We start from the raw sequence: 21,386 nt of genomic DNA on the forward strand, positions 1-21,386 counted from the left end.
GCCCGCACCTTTTTCGGCGATTGCGCACCACCACTTTTCATGAGCCACTCGGTCGCCGACCGACTCGACGGCATCGTCCACGCCGACACGCAGGTCGCAGAGCGCGGCGTCGACCTCACGGTCGCGGAGATCTCGGTCGTGGAGGAACCCGGCCGTATCGACTTCGGCGGCGGCGAACTGACCGCCGCCGAGTCGTCTCCGGTCGAGACGGAGAAGCGCGACCTCGACGACGACTACGGCTGGTGGAATCTGGAGGCGGGGACGTACCTCCTCTCGTACAACGAGACGCTGACCGGCGGGGACTCGCTGGTCCTCCAACCGCGGACCGAACTGCGCGAACGCGGCGGTTCGCACCCGACGCTGTTCACCGACTCGCTGGGGACGGTTCCGCTGTCGGTGCCGACCGGCGGCCTCAGGCTGAAGGAGAACGCGCGCGTCTCGACGCTGCTCGAACCGCCGTAGCCGCCGCATCCGCACCGCGTTCCGGGGAGCGTCACGGCCACCCGACGAACACTCGCAAGAGGAGGGCGCCGCCGCCCAGCCACGTCATGAGGGCGACGGCGGCGACCACCCACCTCGCCCGGCCGGCGTCGACGTCCTCGTCGGCGCGCGCGCGACACTCGCGCACCACCTCGTTCGGCGTCAATCGAAGCGCCGCCGCGACGCCTAGCGGCAGGACGAGCAACTCGTCGAGGTAGCCGACGACGGGCAGGAAGTCGGGAATTGGGTCGACCGGACTCAGGGCGTAGGCGACGATGAGGACGACGATTGCCTTCGCGCGCGCCGGCGTCCGGTCGTCCCGCGCGGCGAGGGCGAGAGCGTACACCTCCCGCTCCAGTTTCTCGGCGCGTTCGCGCCACGCGTCGAACATCGTCGTCGGATAGTCCGCCCGGGGACGAGAGCGCTTCGGCGGCGCCGACCGAAAGCGACGGCGTCAGAACCGGTCCGCGTCGGGGAGTCGCGCGCGGCCGGCGTCGACGTCCGTCACCGCCGTCGCTCCCGTCGCCGCCGGGCCGACCGCCCACCCGTCCCCGACGCGGCGCACCGCCACCTCCTCGCCAACGGCGTCGGAGACTCGCTCCGGAGCGACGCCGCAGGCGGCGGCGACCCGCTCGAATTCGGTCCGTCCGGTCAGCCGCGCCGGTACCGGCGTCCAGACGGGTAGCGTCGCCTCGCGGTCCGCCAACGGCAGCGCCACGTCGAAGCGGACGCCCGGCGTCCGTCGGAGGCGACGGTGCAGGCGCCCGCGCCCGCGGCGCGACTCGGGGACGACGGCGCGGACGACGCCCGAGTCGACGTGCGGCGAGGCCGCGAGCGCACCGAGGTGCGCCTCCACGTCGCGTATCGACGCCGGGGCGCCGGTCCGGACGGGAGCGATGACGGCGGACAGATGCTCGGCGACGCGCATCGTGGTCCACGCCGTCACGGCGAGGAGGCCGACGCCGAAGACGGCGGCCGCGAGGAAGAACGCGCCGAGGAGCCACGGGAGGATGGTGAGGTCCATGCGCGTAGTTGGCGCATCGACGATATAGCGATTGCTCGCGGCGGACGGACCGTCGGCGTCACTGACGGGTGTGAGAAAATCGAAAGTGCGGTCGGCGGCCGTCGGCGGGTCGCAGGCGGAGCGCGGGCGCTCCTCGCGTCGACCGGTTACGTCGGTCTCAGTGGTCCTCTTCTTCGTACAGCCACGTCTCGTCGACGCGGTCGTAGTCGACGAGTTCGTCGTCGTCGAAGAAGAGGTCTATCTCTCGCTCGTTGGAGCCCTCGTCCTCGTGGTCCGAGGCGTGGATGACGTTGCGGCCGAGGTCGAGTCCGTAGTCGCCGCGAATGGTGCCGGGGGCGGACTCGGCGGGGTCGGTCTCACCGACCATCGAACGGACCTGTCGGGTCGCGTCGGCGCCCTGCCAGACCATCGCGAAGACGGGGCCGGACGTGATGAACCCGACGAGGTCGTCGAAGAACGGCTTGTCCTCGTGCTCGCCGTAGTGCTCCTCGGCGAGGTCGCGGTCGATCTGCATGAACTTGCCGGCGACCAGTTTCAGGCCGCGCTCCTCGAAGCGGGAGACGATGTCGCCCACGAGTCCGCGCTGGACGCCGTCGGGCTTGACCATCACGAACGTGCGCTCGTCGTGGTGGCTCACTGCTCGTCGCCTCCGGCGGGACCGCTCGCGGCCTGCCCTTCGGCGGTCCACTCCAGGTCGCGCGCCTCGCGGCCGAGGAAGTAGTTCTTCTCGGCCTTCGAGTCCTTGAAGTGGAGGATGGTGCCGTCGTTCTGGACGTACATCGTGCCCGTTCCGGGCTCGATCTGTTCACCCGTGTAGTCGCAGGTTCGCGTCTCTACCATTGGTTACTGACCTCCGATGGAGTCCGCGTCGCGCTGGGTTTCGCGCAACTGGAGGACGTCGCCCTCGCGGACGGGGCCCAGCACGTTCCGCGTGATGATGCGGCCCTGGTTCGAGCCCTCGCGGATGCGGCACTTGACCTGCATGGCCTCGCCGTGCATCCCGGTCTTGCCAACGATCTCGATGACTTCGGCGGACGTCGAGTCGCTGGCGGTCTCTTCTGCGCTCATGGTCGATTACTGAAGTTCCTCGACCTTCGCGGCGATGTCTTCGACCTGCTCCTGCGCCTCGCCGGCGTCGACGATGGCGGCGGCGGCGGAGCCGACTTCGAGACCGGCCGCGTGACCGACTTCGTCCTGCGTCTCGATGAAGATGTACGGGATGCCCTTCTCCTCGGCGAGTTCGGGGAGGTGCATCACGATCTCTTCGGGCGAGACGTCCTCGGCGACGAGGACGAGTTCGGCGTTGCCGCGCTCGACGGACTTGGTCGTCTCGTTCGTACCTTTCTTCACTGTACCCGTATCTCGTGCGACCTCGAGCGCCTCGAGGGCGTCTTCTGCGAGGTCGGCTGGGACGTCGAATTCTACGTATACTGCCATGTTGTTCACCTAATTCCTGCTCGCGGGCTCGACATCCTCGCCGGCGGACCACTGCTGGTCGCGGTCGTTCCCTCTCGGCGAAGAGCGTTCATCAACCCCGGGCAGGCCGTACAGTCAGTTAGCTCAGGACCCCATAAAAACGCTTTCAATGCTCCCCTGGCGTGTCACCCGTCCGCACGGCCGTTATCGGACGTTCGCGGACGTTCGGACGAGCGTCGGACGCGAGCGGAACACTCCTTACGACGCCTCCGGAAACGGCGGACATGGATATCGCGGCTCTCGCCCGTACCCTCCGGACGGCGGCGCGGCGGACGAACCAGCGCCGACTCCTCGTCCTCGCCGGCCCCCGCGACGCCGGCCTCGACGCCGCCTTCGACGCGGTAGCGGGCGCCGACGCGCCCGACGACGAGGTGACGTTCGTCACCGCCCGCGAGGGCTTCCGCTTCGAGCGCGTCCGCCCGAAGCGCGCCGGGACGCTCTTGGGAACCACCAGAACTGTCGTCGTCTGCGACGCCCACGAGGAGTTCTCGCCGAACGTCGTCGGCCGCCTCGCGGGCGTCGTCGACGGCGGCGGCCTGTTCGTCCTCCTGACTCCCCCCTTCGACGAGTGGTTCGAACGGGACGGCTCCTTCGAGGACTCCCTGGCTGTTCCGCCGTTCTCCCGAACCGACGTGGGCGGGCGCTTCCGCGCCCGACTCGTCGAGACGCTCCGGACGCATCCCGGCGTCGCGGTGGCGGACCTCGAATCGAAGACGGTCGAACGCGACGGCTCCGACGGCGGGTCGGTCGGCGGAACGACTGTGGGGGACGGCGCCGACCGCCGACCCGCCCCGCCGCGGGACCGCCGCTTCCCCCGCGCCGCCTACGAGGCCTGCCTGACGGCCGACCAGTCGCGCGCCCTCTCGGCGCTCGAACGGCTCAGGACCCCCGGCGAAGCGGTCGTCGTCGAGGCCGACAGAGGGAGAGGAAAATCCAGCGCCGCCGGCCTCGCCGCCGGGAGTCTCGCCGCCGCGGGACGGGACGTACTGGTGACCGCTCCCGGCTACGGCAACGCCCGCGAGGCGTTCGTTCGGTCCGCGGCGCTTCTCTCGGAGATAGGTTCGCTCGACGCGCACGACGAGGAGGCCCACGTCGTCCGCGCCGTCGACGGCGGCCGGGTGCGCTTCGCGGACCCGCCGACAGCGGCGACGCTCCCCGACGACCCGGACGTCGTCCTCGTCGACGAGGCGGCGGCGCTCCCGGTCCGCCTGCTCTCCTCCTTCCTCGACGCGCCGTCGGTCGGCTTTTTCACCACCGTTCACGGCTACGAGGGCGCGGGTCGGGGGTTCTCCGTGCGCTTCCGCGACCGGTTGTCCGAGAGCGACCTGTCGGCGACGGACGTGCGGATGGACGACCCCATCCGCTACGCCCGCGGCGACCCCGTCGAGTCGTGGTCGTTCCGCGCCCTCCTGTTGGACGCCCGGCCCGCCGTCGACCCCCTCGTCGCCGACGCGACGCCCGAATCGACCGAGTACCGCGCGCTCTCGAAGGACGAGTTGGCCGGCGACGACCACCTCCTGCACGAGGTGTTCGGCCTCCTCGTCCTCGCGCACTACCGGACGGAACCGGACGACTTAGCCCGCCTGCTGGACGCGCCGAACCTCTCCGTGCGGGCGCTGACGCACGAGGGCCACGTCGTCAGCGTCGCCCTCCTCGCCCGCGAGGGCGGCCTCGACGCCGAGACGCGCCGGTCGATGTACGAGGGCGCGCGGGTGCGGGGCAACATGCTCCCGGACGTGTTCACCAGCCAACTGCGGGACGAGGAGGCGGCCGTCCCCGTCGGCTACCGCGTCGTCCGCATCGCCACGCACCACGCCGCCCGGTCCACTGGACTGGGTTCGAAACTGCTCGCCGAGGTTCGCGCGGAGAAGTCGACGAGCGACGAGAAAGTCGATTACCTCGGCGTCGGTTACGGCGCGACGCCGGAACTCCTCTCCTTTTGGCGCGGGAACGGCTACGGGACGGTCCACCTCTCGACGACCCGAAACGACACCAGCGGGGAGTACTCCGCGCTGATGCTCGACCCTCTCACCGACGCCGGAACGGACCTGCGCGACAGGCACGCCGAGTGGTTCCTCGGCCGCCTCTCGGGCGTCCTCGCGGACCCCCTGCGCGATGCCGACCCGGACGTGGTCCGGGCGGCGGTGCGGGCCTGCGGCGCCGTCCCGCCCGTCGACCTGTCGGACCGCGAGTGGCGCGTCGTCGTCGGTGCGTCGTTCGGGCCGGGGATGTACACCACCGCGCCCGACGCCTTCCGGCGACTCGCCCTCCGCGCCCTGAACGACGACGACGCGGCCTGTACCGGGAGAGAGGAGCGATTGCTGGTGAGAAAAGTGCTGCAGGGCCACCCGTGGCCCGCCGTCGCCGACGAACTCGGCTACCACTCGCCGCGGAACGCGATGAAGTCCCTCGGCGACGCCTACGCCGCGGTCGTCGAACAGTACGGCGCGGACGTGGACGCGGTCGTTTCGGAGCGGCGGCGATTCGAGGAGTAGACGGCGAACGCGGGAGACGGCGACACCTCGAAGTCGCTCGCCGACCTCTCTCGACTATGACGCAGTGCGCCGAAGACGGCTGTTCGGACCCGGCGACCGTCCGCGTCTACGTGCCGTGGGGCGAGGACAGGGACGTCTGCACGGGGCACGCGCGGGCGTTGGTCCAAGAAGACGGCGTCGTCGCCGAACCCCTAGAGGGGGCCGACGACGACTGGCGGTGAGAGGGGGGGGGACTCAGCGGATGCGGACCGCCATCATCATCTCGTCGACGTAGTCGTCACCGATTTTGTAGTGGTCCCCGCGGACGGCCTCGGTCTCCCAGCCGTGGGCCTCCAGGAAGGCGATGGCGTCCTCGTTCGTCGCCGGGACGGAGTTGTACAGTTTCTCGAACCCGCGTTCGCGCGCCCAGTCGACGCCGCGTTCGAGGAGGCGACTGCCCATCCCGCGCCCGCGGAACTTCGGTCGGAGACCGACGGTGAGGACGGCCGTGTGGCGAAGCTTCGCGGTCTCCGGCAGGTCGAGGTGGCACCAGCCGGCGAGTTCGTCGTCGACGGTGGCGACGAACACCATCCGCGAGCGCGCGTCGTTGTGCCGGAGGACGACCTCCTCGTGGTCTATCATCTCACCCACCGTCTCCGCCTCGATGTACGTCCCCTCCTCGGCTACTTCCCGAATCGCCTCGACGAGGGCCTCCAAGTCCACCTGCTGGGCCGTCCGGATGGTGAACCCCTCGCCGTCGTCCGTCTCGAACACCTCCGCGTCGTCCTTCTCGTAGGCCACCTGTACCTTGTCGTCGACCTTTCGGATGTACCCCTCCCGTCGCAGGACGCTCAGGTGCGCGCCGAGGGCGCCCGGTTCGAAGTTGAGCGTGCGGCGAACGTCGCTCTCGCGGACGATGCCGTGACTCTCGATGTAGTCGTAGATGTCTTTGCGGTCCGCGTGGTCGAACGTCAGCGATTTCGTCACGTCCATGCCATCATCTACCACGCACCGAAAGTTAATGTTTTTTAATTATTATTTGAACGTTCGAGTTCCGAACAGCACCGTCCGGGACCGAACGCGGTTCCGACGGCGCGGCGTCGCTCTCGTCTGCTCCGGCGTCCTCGGTCGGTCACCGACGCGGCGGCGCGTCGGTGAGCAGTCGCGCCACCTCGCGGGCGTCGTGCGTCTGGAGCAGAATCTCCGCCGCCGTCCGGACCGTCGCGTCGGGGTCGACGCGGACCCCGTAACACCGCGCGTACAGCGCCAGCCAGTCGTTCAGCGCGCGGTGGAGCGACCGGAGTTCCGCCGCCGAGAAGCGGACGTTCCGCCCGCCGGTGTGCGCTTCGAGGTAGACGCCGGTCACGGGCGCGACGCCCTCGCGGACGTACGACAGCGCTCGCTCCGCCGCCTCGCCGTCCGCCGGCGGCTCGAACCGCCGGCGCTCGGCGCGGGCCGCCGCGGCCAGCGCTCGAATCTCCTCGTGGGAGGCCGACCGCTCTGCGGCCCCCGACCCCGCGCTCCCGCCGTCCGCGCGTTCGTCCGTCATCCCTGGTCGAACGCCACCCCCTTGCCGCCGCGCGGGTGCCGCCACTCGGTGTCGGCGACGACGGCGCACGTCCCGCACTCCACGCAGGGCTGCGTGTCGAGACTCACGACGCGCTCCTCGCTCCCGTTGGTCCGGACGACCTCCTCGCGGTAACAGCCGCCGCCGAAGTCCTCCGCGCTGACGGGACAGGCGGCGACGGCGGCGCCGCTGGCCGCGTAGGAGTCGTCGCGCAGCGTGATGTGGGGGTTGCCCACGTCGGTGTCGTACGTCAGTTCGCCGATGCGCTCCTCCAGGCTCGGCGGTTCGACGCCGCTCTCGTCCGCGACGCGCGTCCCCAGTTCCTCGGCGATGACCGTCGGGAGCGTCACGTACGGCGTTCGGGTGTCCGGCACGATGGCGGAGAGTCGGGGAGAGCCGTACAGCCCTTCGAGGCCGCCGCCCAACGCGCGGATACCGAGGCGGCCGAGGCGGGAGGTGAGAAGCGAGTCGACGGCGTCGGTCACGTCGTCCCGCTCCGCGACGGTCCGCACGAGGTCGTACCCCCGCGGTCTGAGTTTGTCCATCACGCCCTCGTCTCGGAGTTTCTCGGCGTACAGCCGACCGGCGTCCTCGGGCCGCCCGCGACCCCGCGCCTGCGCGAACGCCTCGCCGGCCAGCGCCCCCGCGGTGACGGCGTGGTTCATCCCCTTGATGATGGGACCCTGCGCCTGCATCTGCCCGGCGGCGTCGCCGACGACGAGCAGTCGCCCGGCGTGAGGTTCGCGCAGCGCCACCTTTTTCGAGTCGGGGACGAGTTTCGCGGCGTACTCCCGCTCCCGGTAGTCGTCTCCGAGCCACTGCGCGAGGAGCGGGTGCGTCAACAGCGCGTCGAGCAGTTCGTGTGGTTCCGCCTGCTCGGCGACGAGGCTGTCGAGGTGGAACACCGTCCCGATGGAGAGCGAATCCTCGTTCGTGTAGAGGAAGCCGCCGCCGCGCACGTCCGAGAACAGGTCGCCCGAGAACAGATGCGCCGCGCCCTCGTCCTCGTCGAGGGCGAACCGGTCGTTCACCGTCTCGGCCGGCATGTCGACGACCGCTTTCACCCCTTGGAACCACTCGCCGGGGTCCGCCCAGTCCATCAGACCGGCGTCGCGCGCCAACTCCGAGTTGACGCCGTCGGCGGCGATTATCACGTCCGCCTCGATGGGGTCGAGTTCGTCCGTCGTCACGCCGATGACCTCCCCCCTTTCGTCGCGGAGCAGGCCGTTCGCACGGACGCCCGTCAGCAGGCCGCCGCCCGTCTCGCGCGTCACCTCGTGGACGCGGTCCGCCAGCCACGAGTCCATCTTCCGCCGGAGGACGGCGTCGGCCCACTCGGTGTCGTGCTCGTGGAGCGGTCCCAAGTCGAACGTCTCCACCCGGTCGCCCGCGACGTTGTGGAGGTAGTAGCGCGTCACCGGACGCTCCGCGGCCTCCGCGCGGAAGTCCGGGAACAGGTCGTCTATCGTCACCGGCGCGGACGATTCGGCGTAGATGAGACCGCCCGAGACGTTCTTCGATCCGGCCTCGACGCCGCGTTCTAAGACGAGCGTCTCGACGCCGTATCTGGCTAAGGTCGCCGCCGCCGCGGCCCCGCCGGGACCGGCGCCGACGACCACCGCCTCGTAGCGTTCGTGCTCGGTCATTCGCCCTCACCTCCCGTCGGCGCGTCGGTCCCGGGACGCTCGCTCGGCCGCCGCACCTCGCCCCCGTCCGTCGCCGCCGCGTCCTCCGCCGCGGCGCCGAACGCGAACGTTCCCCTGCGGACCGCCTCGGTCAGCGTCGGGAGCACCTCGAACAGGTCGCCCTCGACGAAGAAGTCCGAGAAGTCGCGGATTCGGGCCTCGGGGTCGGTGTTCACCGCGACGACGGTTTCGGACTCGTCCATGCCGACCTTGTGCTGGACCGCCCCGGAGATGCCCGCGGCGACGTACAGGTCCGGCGCGACGACCTGTCCCGTCTCGCCGATCTGTCGCTCCTCGCGGGCGTACTGTTCGACGTGGGGCTCGAAGGCGTACGACCCGGTGACGATGCCGCGGGAGACGCCGACGGCGGCGTCCTCGAACGCCTCCGCGAGGTCCAGCGCCAGTTCTATCCCGCGGGTCGGGTCGTCGCCGATGCCGCGTCCGACGGCGACGACGACGTCGTGCCCGGACAGGTCGACGCCCTCGTCCAACCGCTCGTGGTCGGTGACGGCCACGCGGAACCACGCCTCGTCGAGTTCGAGTTCGTGGTCGACGACGACGCCCGCCCGTTCGGGGTCCGGGTCCGGGACGTCGAAACTGCCGGGGATGACCGAAGCCCCCTGCGGGTGGAACTCCCGTCGCGGGTTGTCCAGACAGAGGATGGTCGAGTACTCGAAGCCGGAGAAGTCCGGGCGCTTCATGTGCAGGACGCGCTCGAACGTCCGCTTCGTGCCTGCGGCGCCGGTCTTCACCGGGTTCGAGATGACCTCCTCCTCGATGTAGAGCCCCGAGCAGTCGCTGGCGAGGCCGGAGTCGAGTTCGGCCTGCACCAGCGCCGAGAGGTCCCGCCCGTTGTTCGTCGCCGGGAAGAGGAAGTAGCGGGGCTTGTCGTAGTCGCGCCAGGCCTCCTCGCGGCCGCCGGCGACTTCGCCCTCTACGTGTTCCGCCCCGGCGCGGGCCATGTCGGCGACGATTTCGGTGTACGGGTTGTGCTGGAAGCGTTCGAGGCGTTCGTCCTCGTGGACGACGACGACGTCCGCACCGAGGGCGATGCAGTCGTCGGCGTGCCCGCGCACGTCGTCGCCGACGAGAACCGCGACGACGCGTTCCTCGCCGCCGTCCTCGCCGTCTCCGTCGCCTCCGTCTCCGCCGCCCGCGTAGCGGTCGTTGTAGCCGTCCATCAACTCGCGCGCCTTCCCGAGCATCTCCCGCGACACGGAGGCGAGTTCGCCCGCCTGCGTCTCGCAGTACACCCACATGTCGCGGTAGCGGCCGTCCCGGAGCGACCGGACGTGCCGCTTGTCGCGCGTCGGGTGCGAGAGGTCCGGGTGTCGCTCTTCGGGCGGCCGGTCGTCCACCGCCGACTCCTCGCCCTCGCTCTCTTCGCTCCCCTGCACGGCGTCGAGTCGGCGCTGGACGAGGCGCTTCACCGCGCCGCGGTCCTCCCCTTCGGACTCCTCCTGCAGGAGGCGTTCGAGTTCGTCCGGGTCGTCGACGCGTTGGAGGGCGTTGCCGACTTCGGCGGCGGACATCGCCGAGAGGTCGATTCCCTCGACGTCCGCCTCGTCGTCCTCGGAGAACTTCTCGATGCGGCTCTCGACGAGGGCGATTGCGCCCGCGCGATTCTCGCCGGACTTCTCGGCCTCCAGAATCTCGCGGAGTTCGTCGACGTCCTCGACGTCTTTTATTTTAGGTCCGAGTTCGGAGATGTCGTACTCGCCGGGGTCGAGCGTCACGGTCAGTCACCCCCCGCGGCCGCGGCGTCGTCGGAACCGTCGCCCGCGAGCGGACGCATCGCGTCGAGGACGGCGCGCATTCCCTCCGGGTCGCCCGGGTCGACCATCGTCGCCTCCCGCTCCGCCGGCGGTTTCGGAATCGGGTCCACGGAGGAGACGATGGTGGGCGACCCGTCGAGGCCGATGTAGTCGGGGTCGACGTTGATGTCGGCGTGGTCCCACACCGTCAGCGCGTCCTCGTAGTCCGGGGCGCGTTCGCGCGCCGTCTCGCGCAGGTCCTTCAGCGTCAGGCGGTGTCCCGCGGTCCGATAGGACGGCTCGAACTCCGGGTCGACGACGACGAACGCCGGGAGGTCCGTCTCCACCGTCTCCGTCTCCGAGAGGTCGCCCTCCACGAGTCGCCGCGCGCGGAGTCGTCCCGCCTCCTCGTCGACGTCGAGGCCGGTGACGTGGGTCACGATGGGCATATCGAGACACCAGCACGTCTGCGGGCCGGTGTGGCCCGTCTCCCCGTCGGCCGTCTTGAACCCCGCGAACACGAGGTCGGGGACGCCCATCTTCTCGATGGCGGCGCTGAGCGTGATGGCCGTCGCCCACGTGTCGGCGGCGGCCATCTCGCGGTCGGATACCAAGTAGAGGTCGTCGGCGTACGTGGTCGCCATCGCCTCTCGGAGCACCTCCTTGTACCCCGGCGGACCCATGCTCATCACCGAGACGCGCCCGCCGTGCCTGACCCGCGTCTGCAACGCAGCGTTCAGCGCGTACGCGTCGTTCGGATTCATCACCGTCGGCGTCTTGCCGCGTTCGAGGTGCCCGTCCTCGTCGAACGACACCTTCCCCTCCCGGAAGTCGGGAACGCCCTTCGTCAACACGAGTGTGTGCATCGTTGACTCACCACTAGGTGACGATGGGCCACCGATTCCTTAACAATTATTCTTGAACAAATGAGCGTGCGGCGCTCACACGCGGCCCGCGCGACCCGGGTCGACGTCGATTGCGTCGACGGGACAGACGTCGACGCAGAGCATGCAGTCGATGCACTGGTCCTCGCGCGCGGGTTCGACTTTCACCTCCGACTCGGGGTGGTCGGGCGTGTCGACCCACGAGAACACGTCCACCGGGCAGTCTTCGAGGCACGCCCCGTCGCCGATGCAGATGTCGAAGTCCACGGCGACGTGCGTGCCGTGAATTCCGAGTTTCTCCGGAGGGTCCACCGGTCCCCACACCGTCACGCCGTCCTCTTCGTCCACTGCTTCGCGGTTCGTCTCGAAGTTCGGGTCTATCGGCATAGCCTAACGTCGCGCGGCGACGCGCATAAATCTACGTCGACGGTCGGAACGGGCACCGCCTATTTCCGTCGACCGGACGAACGGCCGGTATGGACGCCATCGCGCTTCTCGCCATCGCACTCGCCGCTCTCGGCGTCGTCGGCGTCGTCGTTCCCCTCCTCCCGGGCGGGTTGCTCTCCTTGGTCGGGGCCTACCTCTACTGGTGGTCGACGGGGTACGCCGACCCGTCGCTCCCGGTGTTGGTGACGCTCACCGCCGTCGGCCTCTTTACGGTGATAATCGACTACTTCGGCGGCGCCATCGCGGCGCGGGCGGGCGGCGCCTCCTCGCTCACAACCGCCGCCGCCGTCGTCGTCGGCCTCGTCCTCCTCGTCGTCACGGGGCCGGTGGGCTTCCTGCTCGGCATCGCCGCGACGGTGTTCGTCGTCGAGTTCGTCCGCAACAACGACCCCGAACAGAGCGCGCGCGTCGCCCTCTACGCCACCGCGGGCGTCCTCGCCTCGACGGTGATGCAGGTGCTCCTCACGGGCGCCATGTTGGTCGTCCTCGTCCTCGCGGTGCTGTTCTGAGAGGGCGGGGAGTCGAGTCGAGTCCGACAGCGTTTACACGACGGGTCAGATACGCACCTCCGTGTCGCCTCGAACCGACTCGCTGCTGTCTACCGTGCTCCTGTTCGTCCTCGCGGAGTGGGTGACGACGGCCTACCGGTTCGCGGGCGTCTCGACGGCGTTCGGCGTCGCCGCGATGCTGCCGGTGTTCCTCTCGGCCGCCCTCGTCTCGGACTTCGGGTAGTCGCGCCCGCGCGACGAGAGGGGGACGTCGCCTCGGAGGTGGGGCCCGTGTCAGTTAAGAGACAGTGCGCGGAACGGGCGCTCGTGTCAGACAGAACCGACTACCTCCTCTTGGCCGTCCTGCTCGTCGCCGTCGCGATATGGGCGAGCGTCTCCGGCGAGTTCCCCGCGCTCTCGACGCTGTTCGCCCTCGTCGGTCTCGTTCCGGGAGTCGCGGTCTTTCTCCCGGTATTCCCCGGCGAGTAGCGAGTCCTCACACCCACGCGACGGCCCGGACCGGCGCGCCGTCGGCGTCGACGCGGAGGGGAAGCGCCAGCAACTCGAAGCGTTCGGGCACCGCGTCGAGGTTCCGCAAGTTTTCGACTATCAGCCTTTCCGACCCGAGGAGCGCGCGGTGCGCGGGAACCGACTCCGCGCCCGTCGGGTCGGGACTCAACGCGTCGGTGCCGACGTGGTATCCCGCCTCGGCGCACCGCTCGGCCGTCTCCGGCGCGAGGTAGGGGTGGTCGGTCATCCGGTCGGTGCCCCACTCGTCGGCCCACCCGGTGCGGAAGACGAGCATCGCTTCCGTCCCGCCTCCGTCGCCTCGCTCCTCCTCGTCGTCGTCGCTCGCGGGCACCGCGTCCGGGGGTATCTCCCCGTTCGCGCCGACGTCGCGGCAGTCGACGACGCGCGCGTCGAATCGGAAGCGGTCGACGTCGAACGAGTCGAGCGTCCTCCCGTCCGCCTCGGTGTGCGAGGGGGCGTCGACGTGCGTTCCCGCGTGCGTGCCGAGTTCGAGGCGCGAGACGCGGTAACCGTCCGCCCCGTGCGTCGCGTGCGGCGTCACGTCGACGGCGGGGTCGCCGGGGTACGTCGGCATCCCCGACTCGACGCGCCGCGTGAGGTCGACGAGGCGGGTCACGCGTCCGGCCACCGCTCGATGTACACCGTCTCGTCGGTGTAGAACCGCACCGCGTCGTCTCCCTGCGCGTGCAAGTCGCCGAAGAACGACTCCTTCGCGCCGCCGAAGTGGAAGAACGCCATCGGCGCGGCGGTGCCGACGTTGACGCCGAGGTTGCCGGGTTCGGCTTCGTGGCGGAACCGCTCGGCCTCCGCGCCGGAGGCGGTGAACAGACTGGCCGCGTTGCCGTACCGCGAGTCGTTCACCACGTCGACGGCCGCCCCGAAGTCGGGCACGCGGACGAGGGCGAGTATCGGCCCGAATATCTCCTCGCCGACGAGCGCCGAGTCCCGCGGCGCGTCGCCGAACACCGTCGGCCCGAGAAAGTGCCCCTCGTCGGGCGTCTCGGCCGTCCGACCGTCCACGAGGAGTTCGGCCCCCTCCTCGACGCCCGTCTCGACGTACCCGGCGACGCTGTCGCGGTGGGCGGCGGAGACGAGCGGTCCCATCTCCGTCTCTTCGTCCAGTCCGTCGCCGACGACCATCGACTCGACCCGCTCGACGAGTCGGGCCGCGAACTCGTCGTAGACGGCGTCCTCGACGACGGCGACGGGGTTGGCGAGACACCGCTGGCCGGCGTTGGCGAACGCCGACCCGACGGTCCCGTCGACGGCGGTTTCGAGGTCCGCCGTCGCGGAGACGACGACGTGGTTCTTCGCGCCGCCCTGCGCCTGCACCCGCTTGCCGTTCGCCGCCGCCGTCTCGTAGACGTGCCTCGCGACGGGCGTGCTGCCGACGAACGAGACGCCCGCCACCTCCGGATGTTCACAGAGCGCGTTCACGGCGTCGGCGTCGCCGTGGACGAGGTTCACGACGCCGTCCGGGAACCCGGCCTCCGCCGCGAGTTCGACGATTCTGGTCGGGGTGTGCGGGTCGCGTTCGCTCGGCTTCAGGACGAACGCGTTGCCCGTGGCGACGGCGTACGGGAGGAACCACAGCGGAATCATCGCCGGGAAGTTGAACGGCGTCACCGCGGCGAAGACGCCCACGGGCCTCCGCACCGCCGTCTCGTCGATTTCGGGGGCGGCGTTCGAGAGGTGTCCCGCCTGCATCGCCGTCGGCGCCCCGCAGGCGACTTCCACGTTCTCGATGCCGCGCCGAATCTCCCCGCGCGCCTCCGCCAGCGTCTTCCCGTGCTCGCAGACGAGGAGTTCCGCGAGTTCCTCCTGTTCGTCCTCCAGCAGCGACTTCAACCGAAACAGCGGCTGGATGCGCTCCTCGACGGGCGTCTCCCGCCACGACGCGAACGCCTCGGCGGCCGCGGTCACCGCCTCGCCCACGTCCGTCTCGTCGCTGAATCCCACGCGACCGACCGTCTCGCCGGTCGCCGGGTTCTCCACGTCCGCGCCGTCGCGCGAGGGGTCCGTCCACGCCCCGCCGACGAAGTTCCGCGCCGTCCGCGTCTCCGAGTCCATGCCGTGTGGTGACGAGTCGCGGGTGAAAGAGCTGTCGCAGGCAGAGTTGTCGCTCGCTGAACGAGCGGCGCGCCGACGCCTCGCTACTCGTGCGCCCAGTAGACGACCGACTCGTCGTCCCCTTGGGAGTCCACTCTGACGAACCCGATACGCTCGAACTGCACCACCTCGTCGACGTCGGCGTCGGCGAAGTCGGGTTCGGCCACGCCCGTCACGTCGCCCTCCATCGTCCGCATCCGGACGGACACGTTGTCCTCGGCGGGCGCCCAGTGAATCACGTCGACGTCGCCGGAACGGACCACTTCGATGGTGTCGTCGGTGTGGACGAGCGAGTCGCCCTCGCGGCGGACGCAGCCGAATCCTTTCAGCCAGACCCGCTCACCCTCGGCGGGCACGTCCGCGGATTCGACGACGACGCCGTCGGCGGCGGGGACGGTTCTGTCCCCCCGGTCCTCGTGGTCGGGGTGAATCGCGGGGTGGCCCGCCTCGGGGCCGCCCTCGACGGCGAATCGCTCCCCGTTCCGGACGAGGAAGTAGCGGGGCGCCTCGTCGTCGACGACGTCGCGGTTGTTCGCGTAGATGGCCGACATCGAGAGGTCGACGTCGGAGGTGGAGGTGCCGAGTTCGAGCATCGCGTCCACGATGGCTGACCCCCGAATCCCCCGGCGGCGGAGGCTCTTGATGGTCGGCGCGCGGGGGTCGTCCCAGCCGTCGAGTTCGCCCGCCTCGATTTTCGCCTTGATGGTGGAGGTGGACATCTTCACGTCGTAGGCATCCACCTGCACGTGCCCCCAGTGGACGACTTCGGGGTACTCCCAGTCGAAGTAGTCGTAGAGGAACCGCTGGCGTTTGGCCGAATCCTGCAGGTCGATGCCGCGGATGATGTGCGTGACGCCCGTGAGGTGGTCGTCGACGCCGGACTGGAAATCAAGCATCGGCCAGCAGCGGTAGTCAGAGGCCTCCTCGCGTGGGTGCGGCGTGTCTATCATCCGGAACGCCACCCAGTCGCGCAGGGCGGGGTTCTTGTGCTCGATGTCCGTCTTGATTCGGAGCACCATCTCGCCGGAGGAGTACTCGCCGTCGACCATCGCCTCGAACTCCTCGCGGGTCGTCTCGACGTCCTTGTCGCGGTGCGGACACGGTTCGCCCGCGTTCTTCAACTCCGAGAACGCCTCGCCCGAACAGGAGCAGGTGTACGCCCCGCCCATCTCGATGACCTCGCGGGCGTGGTCGTAGTACGTCTCCATCCGGTCGGAGGCCCGGATGACCTCGTCCGGTTCGAAGCCGAGGTAGTCGATGTCCTCCAAGATGGCGTCGTAGGCGTCCAAGTCGGGGCGCTTCGTCTCGGGGTCGGTGTCGTCGAAACGGACGACGAACGACCCGTCGTATAGCTCCTTGTAGGTCCCGATGACGGCGGGCATCCGCGCGTGGCCGATGTGCCACGGGCCGTTCGGGTTCGGCGCGGCGCGCATCCTGACCTCGTCGTAGTCGTCCGCGTTCGGCAGGTCCGGCAGCGTCCGGTCGTCGGCCTCCTCCTCGGCTTCCATCTCCGCGAGTTCCTCGGGGGCCAACTCCTCCAGTCGGGCGCGCTTCTCCTCGGGCGGGAGGTCGTTCACGCGGCCGACGACGCCGCCGACGACGCCCGGAATCTCGTCGCCGTGGGGTCGAAAGTCGGGATTCTCCCCCATCAGCGGTCCCATGACCGCCCCCACGTCGGCGTCGCTGTCGTACTTGACCGCGTTCAGGAGGGCGTGCTTCTCCGCCTCTCGCTCCACGCGCTCTCGTAACTCGTCGTCCATTACCGTCCGATTCCGCCCGCCGCCTAAAAACAAGCCCGGATTGGGGCACGCGCGCCCCGTCGTCGCCTCGCTTCCGGCCGGACGGCCTCGGTCGACCGGCGGCGACCCGACGACGGAGCGGTCCGCGCCCGCGCCGCGGGCACACGGGTAGGGGTGCGTTAACTCTTGGCACGGATAGCATATATCGCTTTCGCGCCCGTGCGGTGTGAGAGCCAAACTAGGAGTGTCGAACGAACGTCGAAGAACTCGGCGCGGCGTCCGCGCCGCGTCCGGGGCGTCAGTAGCCGCGGGTGATGAGGTAGTCGGCGGTGTCTTCGAGCAGCGACCGCGCCTCGTTGTCCGGGAGGACTTCGAGGTGGCGCTTCGCCCGGTCCGTGAGTTCCTGTGCGGTCTCGCGGGCGTAGTCGATGGAGCCGGCCGCCTCCAGTTCGGCGACGGCGGCGTCTATCTCCTCTTCGGTGACGCCGTCGACGGTGTCGGCGGCGACGAGGCCGTCCACGTCGACGCCCTGCTGACGCGCGTGGAGGGTGATGAGCGTCTCTTTGTCCTCGATGAGGTCCGACCCGCGCTGCTTGCCGAGTTTCTCCGAGGGGACCGTGAGGTCCAACACGTCGTCCTGAATCTGGAAGGCGCACCCGGAGTCGATGCCGTAGCGGTAGAGCGCCTCGACCGTCTCGTCGTCGGCGCCCATCAGCACCGCGGCCGTCGCGGTGGCGGCGCCGTACAGCACGGCCGTCTTCAGTTCGACCATATCGAGGTACTCCTCGGGGACGACCTCCGTCCGGCGCTCGAACTCCACGTCCAGCGCTTGCCCCTCGCAGATCTTCGTGCAGGTGGTGGCGAGCAGTCGGACGGCTTCGAGGCCGTTGGCCGGGTCCGCGCCGGTGTCGGTCATCAACTCGAACGCCTTGGCGTACAGCGTGTCGCCGGCGAGGATGGCCGTCTCGGTGTCGTACTCTTTGTGCACCGCGGGGACGCCGCGACGGAGGTCGTCGTCGTCCATGATGTCGTCGTGGATGAGCGTGAACGACTGGATGACCTCGATGCTCACGGCGGCGGCCATCACGTCGACCGTCGTGCCGTCGACGCCCGGGAACGACCGGTACTCCTCCGAGAGCGGTTCGACGTCGGCGAGCGCCTCGGCGGTGAGAAGCGTCACCGTCGGGCGGAGCCGCTTACCGCCGGCCTGTAGGAGGTACCGCGTGGCCTCGTACAGCCGTTCGGGCTCCGCCATCGGCACGTCCTCGTCGAGCGCGTCGTTGACGAGTTGCCGCCGCTGCCGGACGGCTTCGAGCACCCGCTCCTCCGTCGCTTCCGAGTTCATCTCACTCCACCAGTTGGATCATGTTGCCGTTCCGCGTCACGTGGAGGTCCCGCCCCAGCGCGTACCCCTGCGACTCACAGAGGTCCACGTACGGCGCGAAGCCCTTGAGGTCCTGGTGAGCCGGGATGACGTGCTGCGGCTGGAGCGCGTCGAGCATCTGGTAGTGACCCTCCTCGCGGAGGTGGCCCGACACGTGAATCTCGTCGTAGATGCGCGCGCCCTGCATCTTCAGGAGGCGCTCGGACTGGTAGCGCTGGCCCTCGTTCGTCGGCTCCGGGATGACCCGCGCCGAGAAGATGACCTTGTCGCCGTTGTCGAGTTCGTACGGCGTCTCGCCGCGGCCCATGCGGGTGAGCATCGCGCGCGGTTCGCCCTGGTGACCCGTGACGATGGGGAGGTAGTTCTCCTTGCCCTCCTTCATGATGCGCTTGAACGTCCGGTCGACGGACTTGCGGTGGCCGTACATCCCCACGTCGTCGGGGATGTCGACGAAGCCGAGTCGCTCGGCGGTGCCGGAGTACTTCTCCATCGAACGGCCCAAGAGAACGGGCTGTCGGCCGATGTCCTTGGCGAACTCGACGAGCGAGGAGACGCGGGAGATGTGCGAGGAGAACGTCGTCGCCACGATGCCGCCGTCGTAGTCCTCGATGGACGTCATCACGTCCTGCAGGTGGCGCCGCGCGACGGACTCGGACGGGGTGCGTCCCTTCCGACCGGCGTTCGTGCAGTCCTCGATGTAACAGAGGACGCCGTTGTCCTCGCGACCGATCTCTCGGAAGCGCTCCATGTCGATGGGGTCTTCGAGGACCGGCGAGTGGTCCATGCGCTTGTCGAGGCCGTAGACGATGGCGCCCTCGGGAGTGTGGAGGACGGGGTTGATGGCGTCAATGATGGAGTGTGTGACGTGGACGAACTCCATCTCGACGTTGCCCGAGTCCCCGATGGACATCGTCTCGCCGGCGCTCATCTTCACCAGGTCGTTGTTGACGTTGAACTTGTTCTCGCCCTCGACCTGCTGTTTCACCAGTTCGATGGTGAACGGGGACGCCACGACGGGGGCGTCGTAGCGGTGGGCGAGTTTCGAGATGGCGCCGATGTGGTCGAGGTGGCCGTGCGTCGGCACGATGGCCTTCACGTCGCCCTCGAGTTCGGACATGACCCGGTCGTCCGGGATGGCGCCCATGTCGATCAGGTCGAGGCTGTGCATCTTTTCGGTCTCCACGTTGTCGTGGATGAGGACCTGACTCAGATTCAGGCCCATGTCGAAGACGACGACGTCGTCGCCTGCGCGTACCGCCGTCATCTGGCGACCGACTTCTTCGTATCCGCCTATGGTTGCGATTTCGATTTCCATGGTTTTCCGAGCATTGAAAGCCACAACTGTGGCGAAGGTGCTCACTCAAACGCCCCGCCGATTCCCGGACGCGCCGCGAGTCGGCGCGTCCGCGTCACGGGACTGAACGGCCCCGGCATCTTACAGCACGTCGGTCGTCGGCCCCGCGTGTGACGACTTCGGACGCCGTCACACTTACCCGCGGGTGTAGCAGTGAGTGGGGCTACACACTGGGGTATTAAAAACTACGTGGGTTACGCCGCCTCCGTCCCGCGCGTTCGGCGGCCTCCGCGCCGACCCTTCGATAGAGGTCAGATATTAAGAAAGATTGAATATCGGAGGTGTCCTGGTCCGGACACGTATGGACCCGAGCAGACTCACGGAGGAGGTGGAGGCGGACCTCTTCGAGTATCTGCCGGTGATGCTGCTCGTGACGCGCCCCGACGACGCGGGTCACCCCGTCGTGGAGGACTGCAACGAACGGTTCCTCGACCGACTCGGTTACGTCCGCGAGGAGGTGGTCGGCCGCCGCGTCGCGGCGTTCTACACCGCCGACTCCGCGGAGCGACACCGGAGCGGCGGGTACGAACGCGCCCGCGGAGGGAGGTACGGCCGCGAGGAGCGGGACTTTCTCACCGCCGGCGGCAACGTCGTCTCCACCGTCGTCCGCGCGACGCCGCGCCGCGTCGACGGCGAGGTGGTCGGCGTCGTCGCGGTGTACGTCGACGTGACGAGGCAGAAGTGGCGCGAACAGCAAGTGAAGGTGCTCAACCGCGTGCTGCGGCACAACATCCGCAACGACCTGAACCTCCTGCACGGTCACGCGAGGACACTCGCCCGGCACGAGGACGAGGCGGTGGCGACGTCGGCGCGGGTGGTCGGCCGGACCGTCGAACACTGGTTGTCGCTGGCCGAGAAGGCCGCCGAGATAGAGCGCGTCTTCGAGGAGTTTCCGGATCGGTCGACGCCGCTGTCGGCGCTGCTCCGAGAGACGCAGACGGCCGTCGAACTCGCGCGGCCGTCGACGACGGTGCGGGTCGAAGGTCCGGCCGACGGCGACGTGTCCGTCTCCTCGCGCCTCGGCGTCGCCCTCGAAGAACTGTGCGAGAACGGCGTCAAACACGCCGAACGGGAACGGCCGACGGTCGCCGTCGAGGCGACGCGGGAAGGGGAGCGGATCGAGTTGACCGTGACCGACCGGGGGCCGGGCATCCCCGACCACGAACGTGCGGTCCTGCGCGACGGCGAGGAGACGTCGCTCGTCCACGGGAGCGGACTGGGGCTCTGGTTGGTGCGTACCATCGTCCGGCGCCTCGGCGGCGAACTTAACGTCGGCGACGCCGACGGCGGGCCGGGCAGCGTCGTGACGGTGACGGTTCCCGTCGCCCCGGCCGGAGGTGTCAGCGAGTGACGACGAATCGGACGTGTGTTCGGCACCTTTAATACCGAAACCCGATGCGTTGTTGCCATGAGCGGACGACCCCTCGACGTACTCGAGGCTTCGCTGGAAGAAACCGTAACCGTCAACCTGAAAGACGGTAGCTCTTACCACGGAACTCTGGCGGGCTACGACCAGCACATGAACGTTGTTCTCGAGGCGCCGGCCGACGAGGAGGAGGCCATCCTCGGCGAGATAGAAGTGACACCGGTGGAAGACACAACCATTATACGCGGCGATAACGTCGTCACGATCAAAGCATGACGGGAGCAGGAACCCCGAGCCAAGGAAAGAAGAACAAGACGACGCACGTGAAGTGCCGCCGTTGCGGTGAGAAGTCTTACCACGTGAAGAAGAAGCAGTGCTCCTCGTGCGGGTTCGGCAAGTCCGCCAAACGACGCGGCTACGAGTGGCAGTCGAAGTCGGGCGACCACGGTAACTGAAGCGGCCTTCTTCCTCTCCTCTCGTCTCTTTTCCTTCCCCCGAGCGACGGCGCCGTCCCGAGTTCGACCGGTCGCCCGCAGACGACGCCGCTTCGAGTCTCGCGTTCGTCTCTCTCTCGCCCTCGCCGTCGGTCGCTCTCTACTCGTCCGCGGCGTCCGATAATGCATG

General features: G+C 69.1%; 26 protein-coding genes. 9 read left to right on the forward strand and 17 right to left on the reverse strand.

Features of this window, described 5'->3' with window-relative positions:
* Positions 1–39 precede the first annotated feature (39 nt).
* On the forward strand, positions 40–462 hold the full coding sequence (locus tag NDI76_RS10850; protein ID WP_310924094.1) for a dCTP deaminase/dUTPase family protein: 423 nt from the start codon (positions 40–42) through the stop codon (positions 460–462).
* A 31-nt stretch (positions 463–493) separates the two neighbouring features.
* On the opposite strand, the gene NDI76_RS10855 is transcribed toward NDI76_RS10850, so the two are convergent.
* The 6 genes from NDI76_RS10855 to rpl7ae form a co-directional block, all read right to left on the reverse strand.
* Positions 494–871 (reverse strand): YkvA family protein, encoded by a 378-nt coding sequence (locus NDI76_RS10855; protein ID WP_310924095.1) that lies wholly within the window; start codon positions 869–871, stop codon positions 494–496.
* A 63-nt stretch (positions 872–934) separates the two neighbouring features.
* The gene (locus tag NDI76_RS10860) at positions 935–1,504 is read right to left on the reverse strand and encodes a hypothetical protein (RefSeq protein WP_310924096.1); all 570 of its coding nucleotides are present in this window, start codon (positions 1,502–1,504) and stop codon (positions 935–937) included.
* 157 nt (positions 1,505–1,661) lie between these two features.
* Complete coding sequence (gene ndk, locus NDI76_RS10865) at positions 1,662–2,141, reverse strand: nucleoside-diphosphate kinase (protein ID WP_310924097.1); 480 nt, start codon at positions 2,139–2,141, stop codon at positions 1,662–1,664.
* Entirely contained in the window at positions 2,138–2,344 is a 207-nt protein-coding gene (locus NDI76_RS10870) for a 50S ribosomal protein L24e (protein ID WP_310924098.1), read from the reverse strand. The genes ndk and NDI76_RS10870 overlap by 4 nt, the downstream gene beginning before the upstream one ends.
* A gap of 3 nt (positions 2,345–2,347) precedes the next feature.
* Positions 2,348–2,572: a 30S ribosomal protein S28e gene (locus tag NDI76_RS10875; protein WP_021052342.1), complete on the reverse strand. Its 225-nt coding sequence runs from the start codon at positions 2,570–2,572 to the stop codon at positions 2,348–2,350.
* A gap of 6 nt (positions 2,573–2,578) precedes the next feature.
* Positions 2,579–2,941, reverse strand: coding sequence for a 50S ribosomal protein L7Ae (gene rpl7ae / locus NDI76_RS10880; RefSeq protein WP_310924101.1), 363 nt, complete (start codon positions 2,939–2,941; stop codon positions 2,579–2,581).
* Between the two features lie 263 nt (positions 2,942–3,204).
* Between rpl7ae and tmcA the strand changes: the two genes are divergently transcribed.
* Positions 3,205–5,475 (forward strand): tRNA(Met) cytidine acetyltransferase TmcA, encoded by a 2,271-nt coding sequence (gene tmcA, locus NDI76_RS10885; RefSeq protein WP_310924102.1) that lies wholly within the window; start codon positions 3,205–3,207, stop codon positions 5,473–5,475.
* Positions 5,476–5,531: 56 nt separating this feature from the next.
* Complete coding sequence (locus NDI76_RS10890) at positions 5,532–5,696, forward strand: DUF8014 family protein (protein ID WP_310924103.1); 165 nt, start codon at positions 5,532–5,534, stop codon at positions 5,694–5,696.
* Between the two features lie 13 nt (positions 5,697–5,709).
* On the opposite strand, the gene NDI76_RS10895 is transcribed toward NDI76_RS10890, so the two are convergent.
* From NDI76_RS10895 to NDI76_RS10920, 6 genes are all read right to left on the reverse strand, one after another.
* Positions 5,710–6,447: a GNAT family N-acetyltransferase gene (locus tag NDI76_RS10895; RefSeq protein WP_310924104.1), complete on the reverse strand. Its 738-nt coding sequence runs from the start codon at positions 6,445–6,447 to the stop codon at positions 5,710–5,712.
* Positions 6,448–6,586: 139 nt separating this feature from the next.
* Positions 6,587–7,003 carry a DUF8055 family protein gene (locus NDI76_RS10900; protein WP_310924105.1) on the reverse strand — a complete coding sequence of 139 codons (417 nt, stop codon included), beginning with the start codon at positions 7,001–7,003 and terminating at the stop codon, positions 6,587–6,589.
* Positions 7,000–8,667 carry an FAD-dependent monooxygenase gene (locus NDI76_RS10905; RefSeq protein ID WP_310924106.1) on the reverse strand — a complete coding sequence of 556 codons (1,668 nt, stop codon included), beginning with the start codon at positions 8,665–8,667 and terminating at the stop codon, positions 7,000–7,002. The genes NDI76_RS10900 and NDI76_RS10905 overlap by 4 nt, the downstream gene beginning before the upstream one ends.
* Entirely contained in the window at positions 8,664–10,442 is a 1,779-nt protein-coding gene (locus NDI76_RS10910) for an electron transfer flavoprotein subunit alpha/FixB family protein (protein ID WP_310924107.1), read from the reverse strand. Before NDI76_RS10910 ends, NDI76_RS10905 begins: the two co-directional genes overlap by 4 nt.
* A 2-nt stretch (positions 10,443–10,444) precedes the next feature.
* Complete coding sequence (locus NDI76_RS10915) at positions 10,445–11,326, reverse strand: electron transfer flavoprotein subunit beta/FixA family protein (RefSeq protein ID WP_310924108.1); 882 nt, start codon at positions 11,324–11,326, stop codon at positions 10,445–10,447.
* A gap of 75 nt (positions 11,327–11,401) precedes the next feature.
* Entirely contained in the window at positions 11,402–11,731 is a 330-nt protein-coding gene (locus NDI76_RS10920; protein ID WP_310924109.1) for a 4Fe-4S dicluster domain-containing protein, read from the reverse strand.
* 89 nt (positions 11,732–11,820) lie between these two features.
* Between NDI76_RS10920 and NDI76_RS10925 the strand changes: the two genes are divergently transcribed.
* The 3 genes from NDI76_RS10925 to NDI76_RS10935 all read left to right on the forward strand — a co-directional run bounded on the left by NDI76_RS10925 (position 11,821) and on the right by NDI76_RS10935 (position 12,768).
* Complete coding sequence (locus NDI76_RS10925) at positions 11,821–12,300, forward strand: DUF456 domain-containing protein (protein WP_310924110.1); 480 nt, start codon at positions 11,821–11,823, stop codon at positions 12,298–12,300.
* A 61-nt stretch (positions 12,301–12,361) separates the two neighbouring features.
* Positions 12,362–12,523 carry a hypothetical protein gene (locus tag NDI76_RS10930; protein WP_310924111.1) on the forward strand — a complete coding sequence of 54 codons (162 nt, stop codon included), beginning with the start codon at positions 12,362–12,364 and terminating at the stop codon, positions 12,521–12,523.
* Positions 12,524–12,606: 83 nt separating this feature from the next.
* Positions 12,607–12,768 carry a hypothetical protein gene (locus tag NDI76_RS10935; protein WP_310924112.1) on the forward strand — a complete coding sequence of 54 codons (162 nt, stop codon included), beginning with the start codon at positions 12,607–12,609 and terminating at the stop codon, positions 12,766–12,768.
* A 7-nt stretch (positions 12,769–12,775) separates the two neighbouring features.
* On the opposite strand, the gene NDI76_RS10940 is transcribed toward NDI76_RS10935, so the two are convergent.
* The 5 genes from NDI76_RS10940 to NDI76_RS10960 all read right to left on the reverse strand — a co-directional run bounded on the left by NDI76_RS10940 (position 12,776) and on the right by NDI76_RS10960 (position 19,357).
* Entirely contained in the window at positions 12,776–13,426 is a 651-nt protein-coding gene (locus NDI76_RS10940) for a cyclase family protein (protein WP_310924945.1), read from the reverse strand.
* Positions 13,423–14,880, reverse strand: a complete 1,458-nt coding sequence (locus NDI76_RS10945) for a CoA-acylating methylmalonate-semialdehyde dehydrogenase (protein WP_310924113.1) — start codon at positions 14,878–14,880, stop codon at positions 13,423–13,425. The genes NDI76_RS10940 and NDI76_RS10945 overlap by 4 nt, the downstream gene beginning before the upstream one ends.
* 83 nt (positions 14,881–14,963) lie before the next feature.
* Complete coding sequence (locus NDI76_RS10950; protein WP_310924114.1) at positions 14,964–16,679, reverse strand: glutamate--tRNA ligase; 1,716 nt, start codon at positions 16,677–16,679, stop codon at positions 14,964–14,966.
* Positions 16,680–16,956: 277 nt separating this feature from the next.
* Complete coding sequence (gene idsA3, locus NDI76_RS10955) at positions 16,957–18,003, reverse strand: geranylfarnesyl diphosphate synthase (protein WP_310924115.1); 1,047 nt, start codon at positions 18,001–18,003, stop codon at positions 16,957–16,959.
* A gap of 1 nt (position 18,004) precedes the next feature.
* Positions 18,005–19,357, reverse strand: coding sequence for an RNase J family beta-CASP ribonuclease (locus tag NDI76_RS10960; RefSeq protein ID WP_310924116.1), 1,353 nt, complete (start codon positions 19,355–19,357; stop codon positions 18,005–18,007).
* Between the two features lie 340 nt (positions 19,358–19,697).
* Between NDI76_RS10960 and NDI76_RS10965 the strand changes: the two genes are divergently transcribed.
* From NDI76_RS10965 to NDI76_RS10975, 3 genes are read left to right on the forward strand one after another with little or no spacing between them, the layout of a single operon-like run.
* On the forward strand, positions 19,698–20,747 hold the full coding sequence (locus NDI76_RS10965) for a sensor histidine kinase (RefSeq protein ID WP_310924117.1): 1,050 nt from the start codon (positions 19,698–19,700) through the stop codon (positions 20,745–20,747).
* A 57-nt stretch (positions 20,748–20,804) separates the two neighbouring features.
* Entirely contained in the window at positions 20,805–21,038 is a 234-nt protein-coding gene (locus NDI76_RS10970) for an LSM domain-containing protein (RefSeq protein ID WP_008383009.1), read from the forward strand.
* Positions 21,035–21,217, forward strand: a complete 183-nt coding sequence (locus NDI76_RS10975; RefSeq protein ID WP_310924119.1) for a 50S ribosomal protein L37e — start codon at positions 21,035–21,037, stop codon at positions 21,215–21,217. Before NDI76_RS10970 ends, NDI76_RS10975 begins: the two co-directional genes overlap by 4 nt.
* The last annotated feature ends 169 nt before the right edge of the window (positions 21,218–21,386 follow it).

Source organism: Halogeometricum sp. S1BR25-6 (genome assembly GCF_031624495.1).
Lineage (GTDB): Archaea > Halobacteriota > Halobacteria > Halobacteriales > Haloferacaceae > Halogeometricum > Halogeometricum salsisoli.